At 61.2% G+C, this 17193-nt stretch carries 15 protein-coding genes; 4 read left to right on the forward strand and 11 right to left on the reverse strand.

The annotated features are described in order from the left end of the window. Window positions 1–62: 62 nt before the first annotated feature. Window positions 63–194, reverse strand: coding sequence for a hypothetical protein (locus tag H3T92_RS08270; RefSeq protein ID WP_255297770.1), 132 nt, complete (start codon window positions 192–194; stop codon window positions 63–65). 146 nt (window positions 195–340) lie between these two features. On the opposite strand from H3T92_RS08270, the gene dapD reads away from it, so the two are divergent. After that, window positions 341–1300, forward strand: coding sequence for a 2,3,4,5-tetrahydropyridine-2,6-dicarboxylate N-succinyltransferase (gene dapD, locus H3T92_RS01880; RefSeq protein ID WP_144085132.1), 960 nt, complete (start codon window positions 341–343; stop codon window positions 1298–1300). Window positions 1301–1319: 19 nt separating this feature from the next. Here dapD and H3T92_RS01885 read toward each other — a convergent pair whose 3' ends face one another. The 3 genes from H3T92_RS01885 to H3T92_RS01895 all read right to left on the reverse strand — a co-directional run bounded on the left by H3T92_RS01885 (window position 1320) and on the right by H3T92_RS01895 (window position 4538). Beyond that, entirely contained in the window at window positions 1320–2609 is a 1290-nt protein-coding gene (locus H3T92_RS01885; protein WP_144085217.1) for a citrate synthase, read from the reverse strand. 350 nt (window positions 2610–2959) lie between these two features. Further along, window positions 2960–3736 (reverse strand): type I methionyl aminopeptidase, encoded by a 777-nt coding sequence (gene map / locus H3T92_RS01890; RefSeq protein WP_029678693.1) that lies wholly within the window; start codon window positions 3734–3736, stop codon window positions 2960–2962. Window positions 3737–3839: 103 nt separating this feature from the next. Continuing rightward, window positions 3840–4538, reverse strand: a complete 699-nt coding sequence (locus H3T92_RS01895; protein ID WP_144085131.1) for an HdeD family acid-resistance protein — start codon at window positions 4536–4538, stop codon at window positions 3840–3842. Between the two features lie 176 nt (window positions 4539–4714). On the opposite strand from H3T92_RS01895, the gene H3T92_RS01900 reads away from it, so the two are divergent. Continuing rightward, on the forward strand, window positions 4715–6808 hold the full coding sequence (locus tag H3T92_RS01900; RefSeq protein WP_144085130.1) for a M13 family metallopeptidase: 2094 nt from the start codon (window positions 4715–4717) through the stop codon (window positions 6806–6808). 119 nt (window positions 6809–6927) lie between these two features. Here the strand turns inward: H3T92_RS01900 and H3T92_RS01905 are convergent, their stop codons facing one another. Continuing rightward, window positions 6928–7437, reverse strand: a complete 510-nt coding sequence (locus H3T92_RS01905) for a single-stranded DNA-binding protein (RefSeq protein WP_198189315.1) — start codon at window positions 7435–7437, stop codon at window positions 6928–6930. Window positions 7438–7807: 370 nt separating this feature from the next. Here H3T92_RS01905 and H3T92_RS01910 point away from each other — a divergent pair, with 370 nt between their 5' ends. Next, entirely contained in the window at window positions 7808–8662 is an 855-nt protein-coding gene (locus H3T92_RS01910) for an exodeoxyribonuclease III (RefSeq protein ID WP_144085128.1), read from the forward strand. 128 nt (window positions 8663–8790) lie between these two features. On the opposite strand, the gene H3T92_RS01915 is transcribed toward H3T92_RS01910, so the two are convergent. Further along, the gene (locus H3T92_RS01915; RefSeq protein ID WP_144085127.1) at window positions 8791–10605 is read right to left on the reverse strand and encodes a proline--tRNA ligase; all 1815 of its coding nucleotides are present in this window, start codon (window positions 10603–10605) and stop codon (window positions 8791–8793) included. Window positions 10606–10826: 221 nt separating this feature from the next. On the opposite strand from H3T92_RS01915, the gene H3T92_RS01920 reads away from it, so the two are divergent. After that, window positions 10827–11297 (forward strand): GNAT family N-acetyltransferase, encoded by a 471-nt coding sequence (locus H3T92_RS01920; RefSeq protein ID WP_144085126.1) that lies wholly within the window; start codon window positions 10827–10829, stop codon window positions 11295–11297. A 45-nt stretch (window positions 11298–11342) separates the two neighbouring features. Here the strand turns inward: H3T92_RS01920 and H3T92_RS01925 are convergent, their stop codons facing one another. The 5 genes from H3T92_RS01925 to H3T92_RS01945 form a co-directional block, all read right to left on the reverse strand. Beyond that, entirely contained in the window at window positions 11343–12749 is a 1407-nt protein-coding gene (locus H3T92_RS01925) for a PIF1 family DEAD/DEAH box helicase (RefSeq protein WP_198189316.1), read from the reverse strand. A 39-nt stretch (window positions 12750–12788) separates the two neighbouring features. Then, entirely contained in the window at window positions 12789–13490 is a 702-nt protein-coding gene (gene orn, locus H3T92_RS01930; protein ID WP_101432699.1) for an oligoribonuclease, read from the reverse strand. A 194-nt stretch (window positions 13491–13684) separates the two neighbouring features. After that, entirely contained in the window at window positions 13685–15232 is a 1548-nt protein-coding gene (gene guaB / locus H3T92_RS01935) for an IMP dehydrogenase (RefSeq protein WP_144085124.1), read from the reverse strand. A 49-nt stretch (window positions 15233–15281) separates the two neighbouring features. After that, window positions 15282–16487, reverse strand: coding sequence for an MraY family glycosyltransferase (locus H3T92_RS01940; RefSeq protein WP_144085123.1), 1206 nt, complete (start codon window positions 16485–16487; stop codon window positions 15282–15284). After that, window positions 16484–17131 carry an L-threonylcarbamoyladenylate synthase gene (locus H3T92_RS01945; RefSeq protein ID WP_232341824.1) on the reverse strand — a complete coding sequence of 216 codons (648 nt, stop codon included), beginning with the start codon at window positions 17129–17131 and terminating at the stop codon, window positions 16484–16486. The genes H3T92_RS01940 and H3T92_RS01945 overlap by 4 nt, the downstream gene beginning before the upstream one ends. Window positions 17132–17193 lie beyond the last annotated feature (62 nt).

Genomic DNA, 17193 nt, shown 5'->3' on the forward strand with positions numbered 1-17193 from the left:
GTCTTCATTCCCATTTGCCTTTGACTGTGACGGCCGGATTCCCGCCGACCGGACGGACCGGGTCAAAGGCCGCTGAAGATGGCGGGAATGACAAGACTGGCCAGCAAAGCCACGGCAATGACCAGGCAGACCGCCCTGGCTGTGTTGCGGCGCCGACGTTCCCGGCGCTCGCGCTCATGACTGTAGGCACTCATGATTGATAATTTTACCTACCGGCTGGGACCTGGCTGGCGACCATCCAGACCCGACTGTCGGACGGACCATCGCTGTTTGAGCATCGACCGGTTTATCCTGTAAGACAACCTATGACAATACGACTGCACAGCCTGAAGGAGGAACGATGAGCACAGCACGCACCGCATGGGGTTGGGGCTTGGCCAGCCAGGACGAGCAGGGCCGGACCCTGGACACCTGGTACCCCAAGGCCGAGATCTCGACACCGCCGACCCCGGCCAACCGTCCCAACCACGACTTTGGCGACCAGGTCAACAACCAGCCCGACGCCCGCGGCATCCGAAAGGTTCCGGTCTTCACCGTGGCCGATTTGGATGGCCCAATAGCCAATGCCGCCGATGCCTATCTGCGGCTTCATCTGCTCAGCATGCGCCTGAGCCTTCCCAACAGCATGAACCTGGATGGGATCTTCGAACAGCTCAACACGGTGGTCTGGACCAACTACGGACCCTTTGCCGTGGAGGACTTCGCCCTGCGCCGGTCAGCGGTCATGGCCGCAACCAGCCGGTCCATGCCAGGCATCCCGGTGACACAGGTAACGGTGCTGAGCGTGGACAAGTTCCCCCGCATGGTGGATTATGTGGTTCCCGAGGGTGTACGCATCGGCAACGCCGACCGGATTCGGCTCGGCGCCTATCTGGCGCCGGGAACGACAGTCATGCACGAGGGCTTCGTCAACTTCAACGCTGGCACGCTGGGCCACTCCATGGTCGAAGGACGGATCTCCCAGGGAGTCGTGGTCGGCGACGGTTCGGACATCGGTGGCGGAGCCTCCATCATGGGCACCCTGTCCGGAGGAGGCCGCCACCGGGTCTCCATTGGTCAGCACTCCTTGCTGGGAGCCAACGCCGGCATCGGCATCTCCCTAGGCGACGACTGCGTGGTTGAAGCCGGGCTCTATGTCACCGCCGGCACCAAGATCGGCCTGGGCGACGAGGAGGTCAAGGGGGCAGCACTCAGCGGACGGGATCATCTGCTCTTCATCCGCGACTCCCGCACGGGCCAGGTCAGAGCCCTGCCCCGCAAGAAGGGGATCGAGCTGAACGAACGACTGCACGCCAACTGAACCCAGGCGGTCATAAGACTCAGCGCTCTTCTATAGGCAGGTAGTCGCGTGGCCCCTGACCGGTATAGACCTGCCTGGGTCGACCTATTTTCGTGTCAGGATCGTCCAGCATCTCCCGGTACTGGGCGATCCATCCGGGGATGCGACCCAAGGCGAAGAGCGTGGTGAACATCTCCGGGTCGAAGCCGATGGCGCGGTAGATGAGCCCGGTGTAAAAATCCACGTTGGGATACAGGTGCCGCTCGACGAAGTAGTCGTCATGCAGGGCCAGGTCCTCCAGCTGGAGGGCCACGTCGAAGAGCTCTGCATCCTCGGCGTTCCTGTCCTGGTCGGGCTCGTCCATGAGCTTGTAGAGCCACTGCTTGGCTATTGCCGCGCGCGGGTCATAGGACTTATAGACCCGGTGGCCCAGACCCGCGATTTTCCGCCCCTCGTTCTTGGCCTGGTCCACATAGCCTCGTACGCCCAGTCCGGAATCCCGTATGTTCTTCAGCTGGCGCAGCACGGCCTCGTTGGCGCCGCCGTGCAGGGGGCCTGACAGAGTGTTGATGCCGGCGGCCACCGCAGAATACAGGTTGGCCCGGGCCGAGCCGGCAATCCTCACCACTGAGGTGGAGCAGTTCTGCTCATGGTCGGCATGGATGATCAGGAGCTTGTCCAAGGCTTGCACCCTGAGAGGATCGGCCTGATAAGGCTGGTAGGGCATGGCGAAGCTCATCCGCAGGAAGTCCTCCACATAGCCCCAGGTTCTGTCCGGGTAGAGCAGAGGCTGGTCGCGGCGACGACGGTGGATCAGGGAGACGATGGTGCGCACCTTGGCCATGATGATGGCGCTGGCCTCCTCCAGCTGATCAGGATCATCAACATTGCAGGTGTCAGGATGAAAGCCTGCAAGTGCGTTGACCGCTGCGGCCAGCACACTCATGGGGTGAGCCTGGCGGGGGAAGGACGAGAGCAGATGGCGGAAGTCCTCACCCACGACCGTGTAACCCAGGACATGGCTGCGGAACCGCTGGTACTGCTCGGCATCAGGCAGTTCGCCATGGGACAGCAGCCAGGCCACTTCGAGAAAATTGGACTGGGCGCACAAGTCCTCTATGGCATAGCCCCTGTAGCGCAGTATGGACCGCTTGCCGTCAATGAAGGTAATTCCCGAAACGCACTGAGCTGTGGTCTGGAAGCCGGGATCGAGCGTGACCCAGCCGTCATTGCGCAGGGAGGAGACCAGAATGCCGTCGGGCCCCTCGGTGGCGCGAACCAACGGCAAATCAACCTGGTCGGAACCGATGGACAACCGTGCTGTAGACACCACGCACCTCCTGTCAATCAACCAGTGAGGTGCCAGTGAGCGTCGACGGCCATGCCAGATCAGGCTACCGGCACCTGTACCGGCTTGGAATTGCCGACATGCTAACAGAAACAATCACGATTTCGATTACCGGCTTGTAACCGCAAGCAGGAATCCGCAGCCTCCACCCACGATGCGCAGCTCCAAGCCAGTGCCGTCTTCGCTCCCGCACCAGCTTGCGGGCACAAGGCCAATGAAGCAAGTGCAGGCATCAAACAGGGTCGGCATCAAAAAAGGATCCAAGAGCATCCACATTGTGGACATTCCTAAATCCCTTATAGTCCTGATTCGGCCTCGGACAGCCTTCTGGCTCAGTCCCTGGTCGTCAGGATGACAGGCCCCTGCTCGGTGATGGCGATGGTGTGCTCGCTGTGGGCGCCGCGCGATCCATCTGCAGAACGCAGGGTCCACCCATCCTTGGGATCCTGGTAAATCTGATCGGTGGTCGCTAGGAACCAAGGCTCAATGGCGATGACCAGACCCGGGCGCAGCTTGTAGCCGTGATGGGGAGTGCCGTCGTTGGGCACATGGGGATCGCCATGCATGATCCGCCCTACCCCGTGGCCGCCGAACTCCAGGTTGACGCTGTATCCGTTTTCATGGGCAACCTCACCGACTGCAGCGGAGATGTCGCCTAGGCGGTTACCGGGCTGAGCCTGGGCGATGCCGGCCTTCAGGGCCTCTTCGGTGGTCCGAATCAGCCGCAGATCCTCCGGATCGGCATGCTCGCCCACAACGAAGCTGATGGCCGAGTCGCCTACCCAGCCGTCCACGTTGATGGCCAGATCGAGGGAGAGCAGGTCGCCGTCCTTGAGGTTGTAGTCATAAGGCACCCCATGCAGGACGGCATCGTTGACGGATAGGCAGATGTAGTGGGCGAAGGGTCCGGTGCCGAAATCAGGCGCATAATCCACATAACAGGAAGTGGCTCCCTTGCGGGAGTTGATCCTGTCCTTGACGTAGTCGTCCAGCTCCAGGAGGTTGACCCCAGGCTTGCTCATGGCCTTGAGCTCCTTGAGGATGCTGCCGACAAACCTCCCCGCCGGCTTCATCTGTTCGATCTCCTGCTTGGTTTTGAGCTCGATCATCCTCTGCGTCCTTTCATGATTGGTGCCCGCGGGTGCCGCCCCTCAGGATCCTGCCCAAGTACTACCTCTCAGTATTATCGGGTCACTCGGACGAGTCCGGATCTCAGTTCCGGCCGAAGGTGAAGGCCCTGATAATGGAGACGACTCCCAGCACCAGAAGAGCGCACCCACTGAAGATAACCAGGAAGATGACGGAGCTCAACGGGTAGATCATGACGATGATTCCGGCGATGATGGAGACGATGCCGGAGAAGATGGCCCAGCCTGAATGCGGGAGCCCCCAGGAGGCGGCCAGGCTCATCACGCCCTCCATGATCCAGCTGATGCCCACAATGATGGTGACCAGCAGGGTCAGCGCTGAAGCGGACAGGGCCGTGTTCCTGACGATGACGATGCCGCCGACGGCAATCAGGGCGCCAAAGAGGACACCCAGCACCCTCCAGCCGCCAGGAAGCCCCTTGGACACGATGGAGGTGGCCAGACGAACCACGCCGGAGATGATGAAGTAGATACCCAGCACCACGGTCACGGCAATCAGGGTCTTGTCCGGCCTGAGCAGCAGGGCCAGGCCCAGGATGACTCCAATCACGCCCATGACGCCCATGATGACGCGGATGGCCCGCAGGGTTCTGAATCCCAGGTCCTCAGCGATCATGGAGAAAGGATCCATCCGCGGCGGGCGCCCCTGATAGCCGGGGTATTGCCCATACTGGGCATAATTATTCTGGTATTGGCCGCTATTCTGCCCAGAATCCTGACCACCGTACTGATTGGGCTGACCGCCCTGCATGGGATCCGTCATACCGTCCTCTTTCGCTCGCTCAGGGCGGCCTATGGGCCGTCCCGTTACCGTCTTCCAAGTGTAAATCACCAACGGAGGCAATCGCGGCTTTTCCCTTCGGCGGAGGATTCGCCAGTCCGTCGATTGCCGGTGACCACAGGGTATGGCATGTCACCAAAGATGGCTAGGCTTGTACCATGGCACAATCTACAGCATCCACGACCTCCTCCGGACTTGATCCGGCCTCCTTCTCTTCGGTCATTCGCCCTCAGGACGATCTTTTCCGCTTCGTCAACGGCCCCTGGATCGACACCTACAGTCTGCCCGAGGACCGCTCCCGGTTCGGCTCCTTCGACAAGCTTGCCGAGGATGCCGAAGCACAGATCCATGAAATCCTCGAGGATCCGGAATCTCCGGCAGTCAAATCGGCCCTGCTCTATCGCAGCTTCCTGGACACCGATGCCATCGAGGCTGCGGGAATGGAACCCATCCGCTCCGACCTGCAGGCCATTGATGATGTACCCGACAAGACAGCGTTAACCAGCCTGCTCGGCCAGCTCAATCCGACTGGCGGCCCCGATCTGTTCGGCATCGCCATCTATGGCGATCCGGGCAATGCTGGCGTCAACGTGGCTCATGTGGAGCAGGCTGGGCTGGGACTCCCCGACGAGGCCTACTACCGGGAGAAGAGCTACGCTCCAGTCCGCCAGGCCTACACCGACATGGTCGCCTCATTGCTCAGGCTCTCCGGCTACGCCGACGACCAGGAGGGTGCCCACAGGCAGGCGGAGTCCTTCCTTGAAGTCGAGACGCGCATAGCGGCACGCCACTGGGACAACGTATCCACTCGAGATGAGGATCGCACCTACAATCCCACCACCCTGGCTGATTTGGAGTCAACGCTCGCCGATTTCGATCTGCACACCTGGATCGAATCCTGGCAGAAGGCCTATGCAGCCAGCCCTGTCGCCAATGTGCAACCAGTCGAACTGAGCGCAGCCCTGTCCAGGACCATCGTGCACGAACCCTCCTTCCTGCAGGGTTTGAACGAGCTATGGAAGACCAGCGATCTGGAGGATCTCAAACTCTGGGCCCGCGTGCACACCCTGATCGAGTGGGCAGGTCTGCTCAGCAGCGACTTCGATCAGGCCAGGTTCGACTTCTACGGGAAGGTCCTTTCCGGCACGACCAAGATGCGGGACCGCTGGAAGCGAGCCGTCTCCCTGGTCAACGGCATTTGCGGCGAGGAGGTCGGACGCGAATATGTGCGTCGGCACTTCCCTGCCTCCAGCAAGGCCCGCATGGAGGCCCTGGTCTCAGACCTGATCGACGCCTACCGGGTCTCCATCACCTCCAGCGACTGGCTGGGCGAACAGACCAAGGTCAAGGCTCTGGCCAAGCTGGACAAATTCTCGCCCAAGATCGGCTACACCGAGCACTGGCGCGACTACACGGCCCTGGCTGTGGACGAGAAGCTGGGCCTGGTCGACAACGTGCGGCGGGCCAACCTCTACGAGTCCGGTTATCAGTTCGGCAAGGCCGGCCAGCCTGTGGACAAGGAAGAGTGGCTGATGAACCCTCAGACGGTCAACGCCTACTATGAGCCCACCCTGAATGTCATTGTCTTCCCGGCAGCCATCCTGCAGCCGCCCTTCTTCGATCCTGAAGCCGACGATGCCGTCAACTACGGAGGCATCGGATCGGTCATCGGTCATGAGATCGGCCACGGATTCGACGACCAGGGTTCCAAGTACGACGGCGACGGACGTCTGCAGGACTGGTGGACCCCGCAGGACCGTGAGAACTTCGAGCAGCGGACCAAGGCGCTCATCGAACAGTACAACGGGTTCGTCCCCCAGCAGCTTGCCGAGAAGTACGCCGACAAGCCCGAGCAGGCACCTCATGTCAATGGGGCGCTGACCATCGGCGAAAACATAGGAGACCTGGGAGGCGTCAACATCGCTATCAAGGCCTATGCCATCGCCTTGCAGAAGCGGCAGGGCGGCACGGCCAGGTCAGACGACGCGGCCATGGATCAGGCATTGGCCTCGGCTCCGGTCATGGACGGCTACACTGGCCTGCAGCGGTTCTTCCTGTCCTATGCCTCCATCTGGAGGACCAAGAACAGGGATCAGCTGGCCGAACAGTATCTGCAGATCGACCCCCACTCCCCTGCTGAATTCCGCACCAACGGCATCGTCAGGAATGTGGATCGCTTCTACCAGGCCTTCGGGGTCACCGCCGAGGACGGCATGTGGCTGGAACCCGAAGCACGGGTCAAGATCTGGTAAGCCTGTTCTGATTGAAATCATCGGTTGACGGTTTCAATCAGCCTGTTGATCAAGGCGGGATGTCGACTGGAATCAGCCGGCCTTCCGCCTTCGTCTTGCTCGGCCGAAACAACCATTGCTCATCCAGCATTGGAAGCCCTCACTGGTGTCCGCTCGGCTGCAGATGATACCGATGATGCTGGGGCGGTTTCAGAGGGTGAAGATGTCAGCGGAGTGGTCCAAGGATCCGCACCGGCGGCCCCCTCATCGATAGATGCAGTGCCCGATCGGATCCTGGTGAAGGTATCCTGTCCCCTAGCCAGGTCGTGACCGATGCCATCCACTACCAAGACCAGGCTGCTATGCGGCTGGCCGTCGCTGGTCCACTCCTCTGTCACCAAGGATCCCGTCACCATGACCGGATCGCCCTTGTGCAGACAGGCCAGAGCATTAACCGCCAGAGTCCTGAAAGCCTTGACTGTCAGCCAGGTAGTGGATTTTCGTTTCCATACCCCAGCCGCAGCATCGTAATAGGCCGGTGTAGAGCCCAGCCTGAAGGAGCAGACTGGTGTGGCTCCCGGCTGTCCCAGACGGGCCGGCTGGGTCCCCATAAAACCGAAGACCGTCGTTTTTATTTCGTTGATGGACATATCGGAACCTCTCTGTCGATGGTATGAATCCGACGCTGTAAACCTGCCGGTCGATTACTCATTGCATAGCAGTGAAGCCGTCCCACGGAGAATCCCTAGCCAGAGCGCGGATAATCGGAGCGGGGGAAGGGACTGGCCCCGGCCAGGAACCCTCCGTCGAACGGTGACTCCATCCTGCCTCCGCACAGGTTCCGTGCACCCGACCCGGAGGGCATTGTGGTCGAATGGGCTCGGCCTGTTTGCGTGGTGGACAACCCTGCCCACGACTGGTTTGGCAATGGCTCTTTCACTGCGCAAGGACATCGAACATCGGTCCTGGGCTACACTGTGAGAGCAGATACATCGGCACGGTTTGGAAGGACCCGCAGTCATGGTTCACACGCTGGTCAGTTGGAACATCGATTCGCTCAACGCCGCCCTGCTGGGCAAGAGTAGCCGCAGCGCCCTCTCCCTGAAGGTGGTGGAGACCATCCGGGATCTGGACCCTGATGTCGTAGCCATCCAGGAGACCAAGCTCAACGGTGACCAGAAGAAATCCGCAGGCATCCTGAAGGCGCTCATGCGCTACTTTCCCGATTACCAGGAGGTGGACCGCCGCTCCGAGCCCCCGGCCCGCACAGGCTATGCAGGCACGCTCATGCTCTACCGCAAGATCCTGCCGGAGCCTACCGTGACCCGCCCCCGCATCGGCGCTCCGGACACCATGGACGACGAGGGCCGCATGCTCACTCTGGAGTTCCCGGACTGCTTCGTCACCACGGTCTACACCCCCAATTCCGGATCGGGACTGGTCAGGCTCAAACCACGTGGCGTCTGGGACGATTGCTACCGCCGCTATCTGCAAGAGCTGGATGCCCGCAAACCGGTCCTGGCCTGTGGCGACTTCAACGTGGCCCACGAGGAGATTGACATCGCCAACCCCGGTTCCAACCATCACTCAGCCGGCTTCACCGACCAGGAGCGCGAGAAGTTCGGCCTTCTGCTGGATGCGGGCTTCACCGACACCTTCCGAAAGATCCATGGCGATGCCGCCGGCTTCTACGACGATCACCGCAGCGTCTACACTTGGTTCGCCCAGCGGGCCCCAAAGAGCAAGATCAACAACTCCGGCTGGCGCATCGACTACTGGCTGACCTCCAACCGAATCGCTGACCAGGTCGACACCAGTGAACCTGTGGACACCGGCAAGCGCCAGGATCATCTGCCCATTCTGCTGCGCATCTGACCTGATAGATTCCTGAACCCAAACCGATACAACCAGAAGGGTGGGGTCTTGGTCGCATACATCATGACGTGACCAAGACCCCACCCTCCTGTATCAGTTGCGATAAGCAACTACGGGTGAGGCATACCCTACTGCAGATCGGCGATCCGATCCACGATCACCTGAGCAGCCTGATCAGCAGGAACTGCTTGCACATCCGAGCCGTCGCGGTTGCGGATCTCGATGGTGCCGTTGGCAATGGTGTCACGACCGGCGATGGCGACCAGGGGGACCCCGATCAGCTCCGCATCCTTGAACTTGACCCCGGGAGATACCTTGGGACGGTCGTCGTAGATGACCTCCACACCACGGTCCTCCAGATCGGCGACCAGCTTCTCTGCGGCATCGAAGGCCTCCTGCTTCTTGCCGGTGGCTACCACATGAACCGCGGCAGGAGCGACAGCCTTGGGCCAGGCCAGACCCTTGTCATCGTGATGCATCTCGGCAATGCAGGCCAGAACACGGGAGATGCCGATGCCGTAGCAGCCCATCCAGACCGGCACCGCCTTGCCGTTGCGGTCCAGGACCTTCAGCCCCAATGCGTCAGAGTATTTCAGTCCAAGCTGGAAGACCTGCCCGATCTCCACGCCACGCTCGAAGCTGAGCGGCCCGGAACCATCAGGACTCATGTCCCCGTGACGGACCTCGGCGGCCTCCACCACTCCGTCGGATTGGAAGTCACGCCCGTAGACCGCATTGGCCAGGTGCATGCCTTGGGCATCAGCCCCGGTCACCCAGGCTGAGCCAGGGGCCACATGGGCGTCGAGGAAGTAGCGGATATGAGCGGCAGACTCGGTGTCAGAACGCTGAGGACCCAAAACACGGGGGCCAATGTATCCCTTGACCAGCTCGGGATGGGCAGCAAGGTCAGCCTCGCTGGCCTCCTCGATTTCAGCAGGGGCGAACTGGGCCTCCAGCCGCTTCATATCCACCTGACGGTCGCCCGGCAGGCCGACGGCCACCAGTTCCCGCCAGCCCTCGGGATGGTCATCATCCGCAGGGTGCTTGACGGCCACGATCAGGTTCTTCAGAGTATCGGCAGCGGTCCAGTCACGGCCATCCTCGCGAGGATGCAGCTGGTTGAACCGCTCTACCAGGGTGTCGATGGTGGTCGAGTCGGGGGTGTCCAGCTCTTGCATGGCCGGGGTTTCAGCGTAGTCGACGGGCTCAGGACGCGGAGTGGTCAGCGCCTCCACGTTCCATGCCTTCCCCGAGGGAGCCAGGGCAAAGGTGTCTTCGCCTATGGGCAGCGGAGCCAGGAACTCCTCGGACTCGGATCCCCCCATGGGTCCGGAAACCGCATGGACAATGACGTACTTGACACCCAGACGCTTGAAGATTCGCTCGTAGGCGCCGCGCTCATCCTGGTAGGCCTTCTTCAGCCCCTCCTCATCCACAGTGAAGGAGTACGCGTCCTTCATGATGAATTCGCGTCCCCTGATCAGCCCGGCGCGGGGACGGAACTCGTCGCGGTACTTGGTCTGGATCTGGTAGAGCACCACCGGCAGGTCCTTGTATGAGGAGTACATGTCCTTGACCAAAAGGGTGAACATCTCCTCGTGAGTGGGAGCCAGCAGGTAATCGGCGCCGTGCCTGTCCTGGAGACGGAAGAGATTCTCCCCGTACTCCTCCCAGCGGTGGGTGGCCTCGTAGGGCTCGCGAGGCAACAGGGCCGGGAAGTGAACCTCCTGGGCGCCAATGCTGTTAATCTCCTCCCGGACCACGGCCTGAACCTTGTCAAGGACCTTCAGCCCCAGCGGCAGCCAGGTGAAGATGCCGGGGGCCACCTTGCGGACATAACCGGCCCGCTGCAGGAGTTTGGCCGAGTCCACATCGGCGTCGGCCGGATCCTCCCTGAGGGTCCGCAGAAAGAGGGTTGACATGCGCATGGCTTTGGTTCTCATACCTCCCAAAGATATGCGCGCAAAGGGACAAGCAGCTGCAGGGGAAGCTACATGACGATTCGCGCAACCAAGCCCGAAACCAAACAGCATAGGCAGGTGCAAGTCGGTCAATTCATAACCTGGCATCCATCCAGCTCCAAGCCCCCTCCATCAAGACAGCCAAGATATAGTGGTTGTATATCGAACAGGTTTTCTGATTTACCAGGACAAGGCGGGCACCTATGTCATCAGAGCCGGGTGTGACCATCCAGACCTTTACCAACCTCGACGCAGAGCACATGACACTCCTCTTGGAGGCCGATCCTTCAGAACGGATAATTCATGACGTTTTCACCCGTTCCCGTGCCTACGAAATCCGAGTGGGACAAGCTCTGGCCGGTGTCATGCTGCTTGTCAGACCAAACACGGATAGCTTGGAAATCGCCAATCTCAGCGTGGATCGCGCTTATCGCCGACAGGGACTTGGCAGCCGATTAATAGACCGAGCCAAGATGGAGTCTGTCAGACTGGGGCTGGAAAGACTGGAAGTAGGCACCGGATCCACCAGTTTTGGGGCCCTTTGCTTCTACCAAACATGCGGGTTTCGCATGGACAGCATTGCACGGGATTATTTCGTCAATCGCTACGCGCATCCCATTGTCGAGAACGGAATCACACTTAAGGACATGGTCCGCCTGTCATGGCATCTCTAGCGGCCCGAATGGCCACACCCGGCCAAGACCAGTAAGGGCGACCCTTCAGAAAAGCTGATCCTGACTGAATTCGTCTTCTGGTTCCTGACCGACGGCGCGCTTGGTGAAGGACTCGGGTCCTTCATCCTTCAGGCGTGCGCAGGCCGCCTTGGACTCGGCCCTCAAACCGGCATCCAGAACGACGGCATCAGGAGAGACCAGGAAGGCATGCTCATTGATGCCCGTCAGGTAGAGCCCATCCAGACTCTCCACACGGGAGAGGGCCACGTACCCCATCCCTGGCGCGAAAGTCCGTCTTAAATCCATGACGGCCCTGTCCAAAGTCATCCCCTGGGACTTGTGGATGGTGATGCCCCAAGCGCAGCGAAGCGGCACCTGGTTGACGGCGGCCAAGACGGTGTCCCCATCCATGGTCTCCCAGGCGGCCGGCTTCATGGTGACCACGTTGCCGTTCTGGAAGGAGACGATCGGCCATCCCCCCTTGGCCGAGCTGGTGAATCCACTGACGGTGCCGATGGAGCCGTTGACATATTGATGGTCCTGGTCGTTGCGCAGGGCCATGACCGCGGCCCCGGTCTTCAGGGCCAGATCCTCGGGGGCCAGCATGTTCTTCTTCAGCCGTTCCACCAGCCTGGCCTCACCTCGGGATGTGGCCTGGTAATGGTGGGCCTCTTCGTCGATGGAGGCCAGGCGCTGGTCGTTGAGCGTGTCGGCCTGTTTGTTGACCGGGAAGAGGTGGACCGCCACCTGACCGGGGGCGGGCACTGCGCCGACACGGGCGGCCAGGACCTCATGGTCCTCCTGGGTGACGCCACCCTCTCTGATATCAGTCAGGACGGTCAACAGCTGGCCATCGTCCTGGCGGTGCTGCTCGGTCAGGTAACAGATGACCGGGTCCAAGTCCTGCCAGACCAGTGATTCGGTGACGAACCCATCCGGGTCCTTGCCGGCCTGGGCATAGCGTTCCCGGGCAGTCTGGAATTCAGGGCTGGGCAGTATTCCTGCAGCTCGGTTGGACCGCGTCACCGGCGGCAGCTGAAAGAAGTCCCCGGAAAGGACCACCTGGATCCCTCCGAATGGTTCGGGGCTGTGGCGAACGGCCCGGCAGGCCTGGTCGACCATGTCGAAGAGCCAGGCGTGCATCATGGAAACCTCATCGATGACCAGGATGTCGGTGCCCTCGATCTGTCTGCGACGGCGGGTCTTGATCCGTTTCAAGAGTGATTCGGTCATGCAGGTGGCGATGCCTACTCCGCTCCAGGAGTGGATGGTCTGGCCGTTGATGTGCGTGGCGGCGATGCCGGTCGAGGCGGTCACCGCCACAACCGCCCCGGCCTGACGGGCCTGGGCGACAAACTCATTGAGCACAAAGGTCTTGCCTGACCCGGGGGCACCCGTGATGAAGGCATTGGCCCCCGCACTCAGTATGGTCAAGGCTTCGGATTGCTGCATGCCTCCATGGTGCCACCGCAGAGGTACATGGCACGCCTGTCAGTAGTCGGTCTTCTCGGGCTTGTTGGCATCCTCGACCGGATTGCCGGATTCTTCGTAATGACGCAGCAGGCTGGTCTGCTCGATCTGTTCCGCGCCAGCCTTGGACTGGGCTTGGTCGGGTCCGGGAGCCGGAAGGAAGAACATGGAGCGGTAGTAGCGCAGTTCGTCCATGGACTCGATGATGTCAGCCAGGGCCCTGTGGCCGCCATGCTTGGCCGGCTTGTTCTTGTAGACGTCCGGGTACCAACGGCGGGACAGCTCCTTGAGGGTGCTCACATCGATGACCCGGTAGTGCAGAAGATCCATCAGATCAGGCATGTACCTGTCAAGGAACTTCTTGTCGGAGCCCACGGAGTTGCCGGCCAGATGGGCCTTGCCGTTCTTGGGCAGGAAGGGCTTGACGTACTCGATCACCTGACGCTGGGCATCCTCCAGGTCAAGGCCGGTCTTCATCTCCTCGATCAAGCCCGAGGAGGTGTGCATCTTCCTGACGAAGTCCCCCATGTGATCCAGGGCCGCCTGGGAGGGCTTGATGACCAGATCGATGCCCTTGTCCAGGACCTTCATGTTAAAGTCGGTGGGCACCACGGAGACCTCGCACAGCTCGTCATGGAAGATATCCAGACCGGTCATCTCGCAGTCTATCCAGATCATGCGGGATTCCTCCGCCGAGAAAGTCAGATCATTCTTATCGCTCATCTGTACGCCTTTCAGATCCGGGTTGCGCACCGGATCGCTCCTTCCGCCGCCTTGGACGGAACATTACAAGATACCGCCAGCGCGTGACCGACAGAGGGATCGCCAACACAACCAACTGGATCATGACTGCCATGAGAGATGCAATCGGCGCAGGTCCTGATGAGATCCTGCGCCGATCACCTGCCTATGTAGGCTCAGTTGTGGAAGCCTGAGTAGTTGGGGGCTTCCTTGGTCATGACGATGTCATGGGGATGCGATTCACGCAGACCGGCATCGGTGATCCGAATGAACCGGCCCTTGCGCTGCAGCTCGGGGATGGTTCGTGCGCCGGTGTAGAACATGGTCTGATGCAAGCCGCCGACCAGCTCGTAGAGCACGTAGTTGAGCGGACCGCGGTAGGGCACCTCGCCTTCGACACCCTCGGGCACCACCTTGTCGGAGCTGGTGACGTCGGCCTGGAAGTAGCGGTCCTTGGAGTAGCTCTTCTTGCCGCGCGGAGCCATGGCACCCAGCGAGCCCATGCCCCGATAGACCTTGTACTGCTTGCCATGCAGGAGGACCTTCTCGCCAGGGGCCTCCTCGGTGCCTGCCAGCAGACCGCCCAGCATGACCGAATCAGCTCCGGCCACGATGGCCTTGGCGATGTCGCCGGAGTAATGGATTCCGCCGTCGGCCACCAGGGGAATCCCGGCAGGGCGGCAGGCCAGGGCTGCATCGTAGACGGCGGTCAGCTGGGGCACACCCACACCGGCCACCACGCGGGTGGTGCAGATGGAGCCAGGGCCCACACCGACCTTGACCGCGTCAACGCCGGCATCGATCAGCGCCTGGGCGCCCTCACGGGTGGCCACGTTGCCGCCTATCACATCCACATGGTCGAAGGCATGATCTGCCTTGATCCTGCGAATCATGTCCAGCATGAGCTTGGCATGGCCATGAGCGGTGTCCACGACCAGGATGTCGACCCCGGCATCAGCCAGGGCGGTGATGCGCTGCCAGGCGTCGCCGAAGAAGCCCACGGCTGCAGCCACACGAAGCCGGCCACGCTCATCCTTGGTGGCCTCGGGGTACTGCTCGGTCTTGACGAAGTCCTTGACAGTGATCAGCCCGGTCAGCTTGCCCTCATCATCGACCAGAGGAAGCTTCTCCACCTTGTATTTGGCCAGAAGCTCGTGGGCATCCTCCTTGGTGATGTTGGACGGACCGGTGATCAGGTGGTCCTTGGTCATGATGTCGCTGACCTTGAGCCGGTCGAAGTCAGCGGGATTGACGAAGCGCATGTCGCGGTTGGTGATGATGCCCACCAGCCGCTGCCGACGGTCCACCACAGGCAGACCGGAGACCTTGTAGGTGGAGCAGAGCTTGTCCAGATCGGTCAGCGTGGCATCTGGGGTGACGGTCAGGGGGTCGGAGATCATGCCGGACTCGGACCGCTTGACGATGTCGACCTGATTGGCCTGATCCTCGATGCTGAGATTGCGGTGGAGGACGCCGATGCCGCCGTTGCGGGCCATGGCCACAGCCATGGCGGCCTCGGTTACGGTGTCCATGGCGGCCGAAAGCACCGGGGACTTCATGGTGATGTTCCGAGTCAGCCGGGTGGTGGTGTCTACCTCGGAGGGGATGACATCGGATTCGTTGGGCAGCAGGAGGACGTCGTCATAGGCCAGACCGATTTTCTGGAAGGCGTCGGGAAGTTGAGTGTAGGAGGAGGGTTCGCTTTGTGGGTTTTCCATAGCCATAGCACCATGCTACAAGTGCTTCTTGACCGTTCACTGCACCGTGTCCGCACTATTTCATTGGGTGAATATCGTCCTCATCCTTGTCGTGGCGGCTCTTGCGATGCCAGTGCGGTCTGGCCGCATGCTGCGAACCTTGGGCGGCAAGAAGAGCGTTCTCACGCCTGATTTCGGGAAGGCGACGACGGTAGTAGGGGTAGAGGGTAGCGAAGGTCAGCAGTATGGCGGCCAGGGCCAGACCGATCAGGACATATCTCAGAGGGAAGAAAAGAATAAAGAGCGAGCCGAAGGCAATCAGGGCGGCCCAGCCCCAGAGAATGAGGACCGCGGAACGAACCGTGTGACCGATGCGCAGCATACGGTGGTGCAGGTGCATGCGGTCGGGGTGCATGGGTGATTGCCCATGGCTGAGCCGCCGGACAATGGCCAAGCACATGTCCAGAACAGGCAGGAAAAGCACCAGGATGGGCAAAAGAATGGGCATAAAGGCCGGCAGATAGATGCTGGCATGAATGGTGGCTGGATCCAGCCGTCCGGTGACCACAATGGATGCGCAGGTGATCAAGTAACCCAGCAGCATGGATCCTGAGTCGCCCATGAAGAGCTTGGCCGGATGCCAGTTGTGCAGGAGGAATCCCACGCAAATGCCCACCATGGCGACGTCGATCAGCGTGGCCAGGGAGGCGTAGTCGGGCGAGATGCGGGCGATGATATATGAGTAGATGGCGAAGGCGATGCCCCCGATGGCTACGATGCCCGCAGCCAGGCCGTCCAGTCCGTCCACAAAGTTGACCGCATTGATGGAGGCCACGATCAGAAATGCCGTGATGGCCATGGACAGGCTGGGCGATGCCGCCACCAGGGATCCCAAAGGCAGGGAGATGATCTGGATGCCGCCCCAGGAGACGAAGACCGAAATCAGCAACTGGCCGGCCAGCTTGAGCATCCAGTCCAGATCCCAAAGGTCGTCGGCTATGCCCAGCAGGCAGATGGCCACGGCCCCGGCCAGAATGACCCAGGCCTGATGACCGGACTGGAAGAGGCCTGTGATGAAGGGGATGCGGGAGGCGAAGCACATGGCCACGGCAAAGCCGATCAGCATGCCCAGGCCGCCCATACGGGGGGTGGGCACCTTATGTACGTCGCGAGCGCGGACCACACCTACGGCACCAACCCGGATGGCGAGATGACGCACCATGGGCATGACCAGCCAGGTGGCTCCGCCAGCGATGGCAGCAATGAACAGGTATACCCTCACCGACCCTCCCCTCCGCTGGTTTGGCTGGACAGTATTGCGCGGACCCGAGTCTCGCCTATGACGCCCTGCCGCAGCACGTGTATTCCGTCAGCATCGGTCCTGTCGGCTTCCACCACCGTGCTGGCCACTGAGCCTGGGGTCGGCCCCCCGTCCAGGTAGAGATCGACGCTGTCACCCAGCTCGGATTCGGCCTGCTGGACGGTCTCCACGCTGGGATTGCCGGATCGGTTGGCGCTGGAAGCAGCCAGGGGGCCGGTCACCTGCAGGAGGGCCCGGCAAATGGACGAGTCAGGCACCCTGACGGCCTGGGTGGGACCCTCGGGCTCCCTTCGAGGGGTGCGCAGAGGGCAGGAACTTCCTACAAGGGCAATAGGCGAAAAGGGGCCCGGCAACAGGGCATCGGACAGGCGATCCAGAGGCGCAGGCAGGCTAAGATCCAGCCGGTCCATGGCCTGGACCCCATCCAACAGCACCTGGATGGACTTGGTCCTGGGACGGTGCTTGGCCTGGAAGAGCCTATCGATGGCCGCGTCATTGCATGGATCGCAGACGATGCCATAGACCGTGTCGGTAGGAATGACCGCCAGCCCCCCGGCGGCCACCACCTGGGCCAGTAACTGCGGCGACCGACTGTCATAGGTCATCACCCGGCTCATACCCTGCATCACGACCTTTCGGCTCGACATGTTCATGTGACCAGCTACCA

It is taken from the genome of Bifidobacterium sp. W8112, assembly GCF_016101425.1.
GTDB classification, from domain to species: Bacteria; Actinomycetota; Actinomycetes; order Actinomycetales; family Bifidobacteriaceae; genus Bombiscardovia; species Bombiscardovia apousia.

Bases quoted from the DNA above. Each gene is read 5' to 3' on its own strand.
- map (WP_029678693.1), bottom strand. From the start codon at position 3,736: ATGATCGAGCTCAAAACCAAGCAGGAGATCGAACAGATGAAGCCGGCG.
- orn (WP_101432699.1), bottom strand. From the start codon at position 13,490: ATGAGCGATAAGAATGATCTGACTTTCTCGGCGGAGGAATCCCGCATG.
- H3T92_RS01900 (WP_144085130.1), top strand. From the start codon at position 4,715: ATGGCACAATCTACAGCATCCACGACCTCCTCCGGACTTGATCCGGCC.
- H3T92_RS01945 (WP_232341824.1), bottom strand. From the start codon at position 17,131: ATGACCTATGACAGTCGGTCGCCGCAGTTACTGGCCCAGGTGGTGGCC.
- H3T92_RS01905 (WP_198189315.1), bottom strand. From the start codon at position 7,437: ATGTCCATCAACGAAATAAAAACGACGGTCTTCGGTTTTATGGGGACC.
- guaB (WP_144085124.1), bottom strand. From the start codon at position 15,232: ATGGCTATGGAAAACCCACAAAGCGAACCCTCCTCCTACACTCAACTT.
- H3T92_RS01920 (WP_144085126.1), top strand. From the start codon at position 10,827: ATGTCATCAGAGCCGGGTGTGACCATCCAGACCTTTACCAACCTCGAC.
- H3T92_RS01910 (WP_144085128.1), top strand. From the start codon at position 7,808: ATGGTTCACACGCTGGTCAGTTGGAACATCGATTCGCTCAACGCCGCC.
- H3T92_RS01915 (WP_144085127.1), bottom strand. From the start codon at position 10,605: ATGAGAACCAAAGCCATGCGCATGTCAACCCTCTTTCTGCGGACCCTC.
- H3T92_RS01895 (WP_144085131.1), bottom strand. From the start codon at position 4,538: ATGACGGATCCCATGCAGGGCGGTCAGCCCAATCAGTACGGTGGTCAG.
- H3T92_RS08270 (WP_255297770.1), bottom strand. From the start codon at position 194: ATGAGTGCCTACAGTCATGAGCGCGAGCGCCGGGAACGTCGGCGCCGC.
- dapD (WP_144085132.1), top strand. From the start codon at position 341: ATGAGCACAGCACGCACCGCATGGGGTTGGGGCTTGGCCAGCCAGGAC.
- H3T92_RS01925 (WP_198189316.1), bottom strand. From the start codon at position 12,749: ATGCAGCAATCCGAAGCCTTGACCATACTGAGTGCGGGGGCCAATGCC.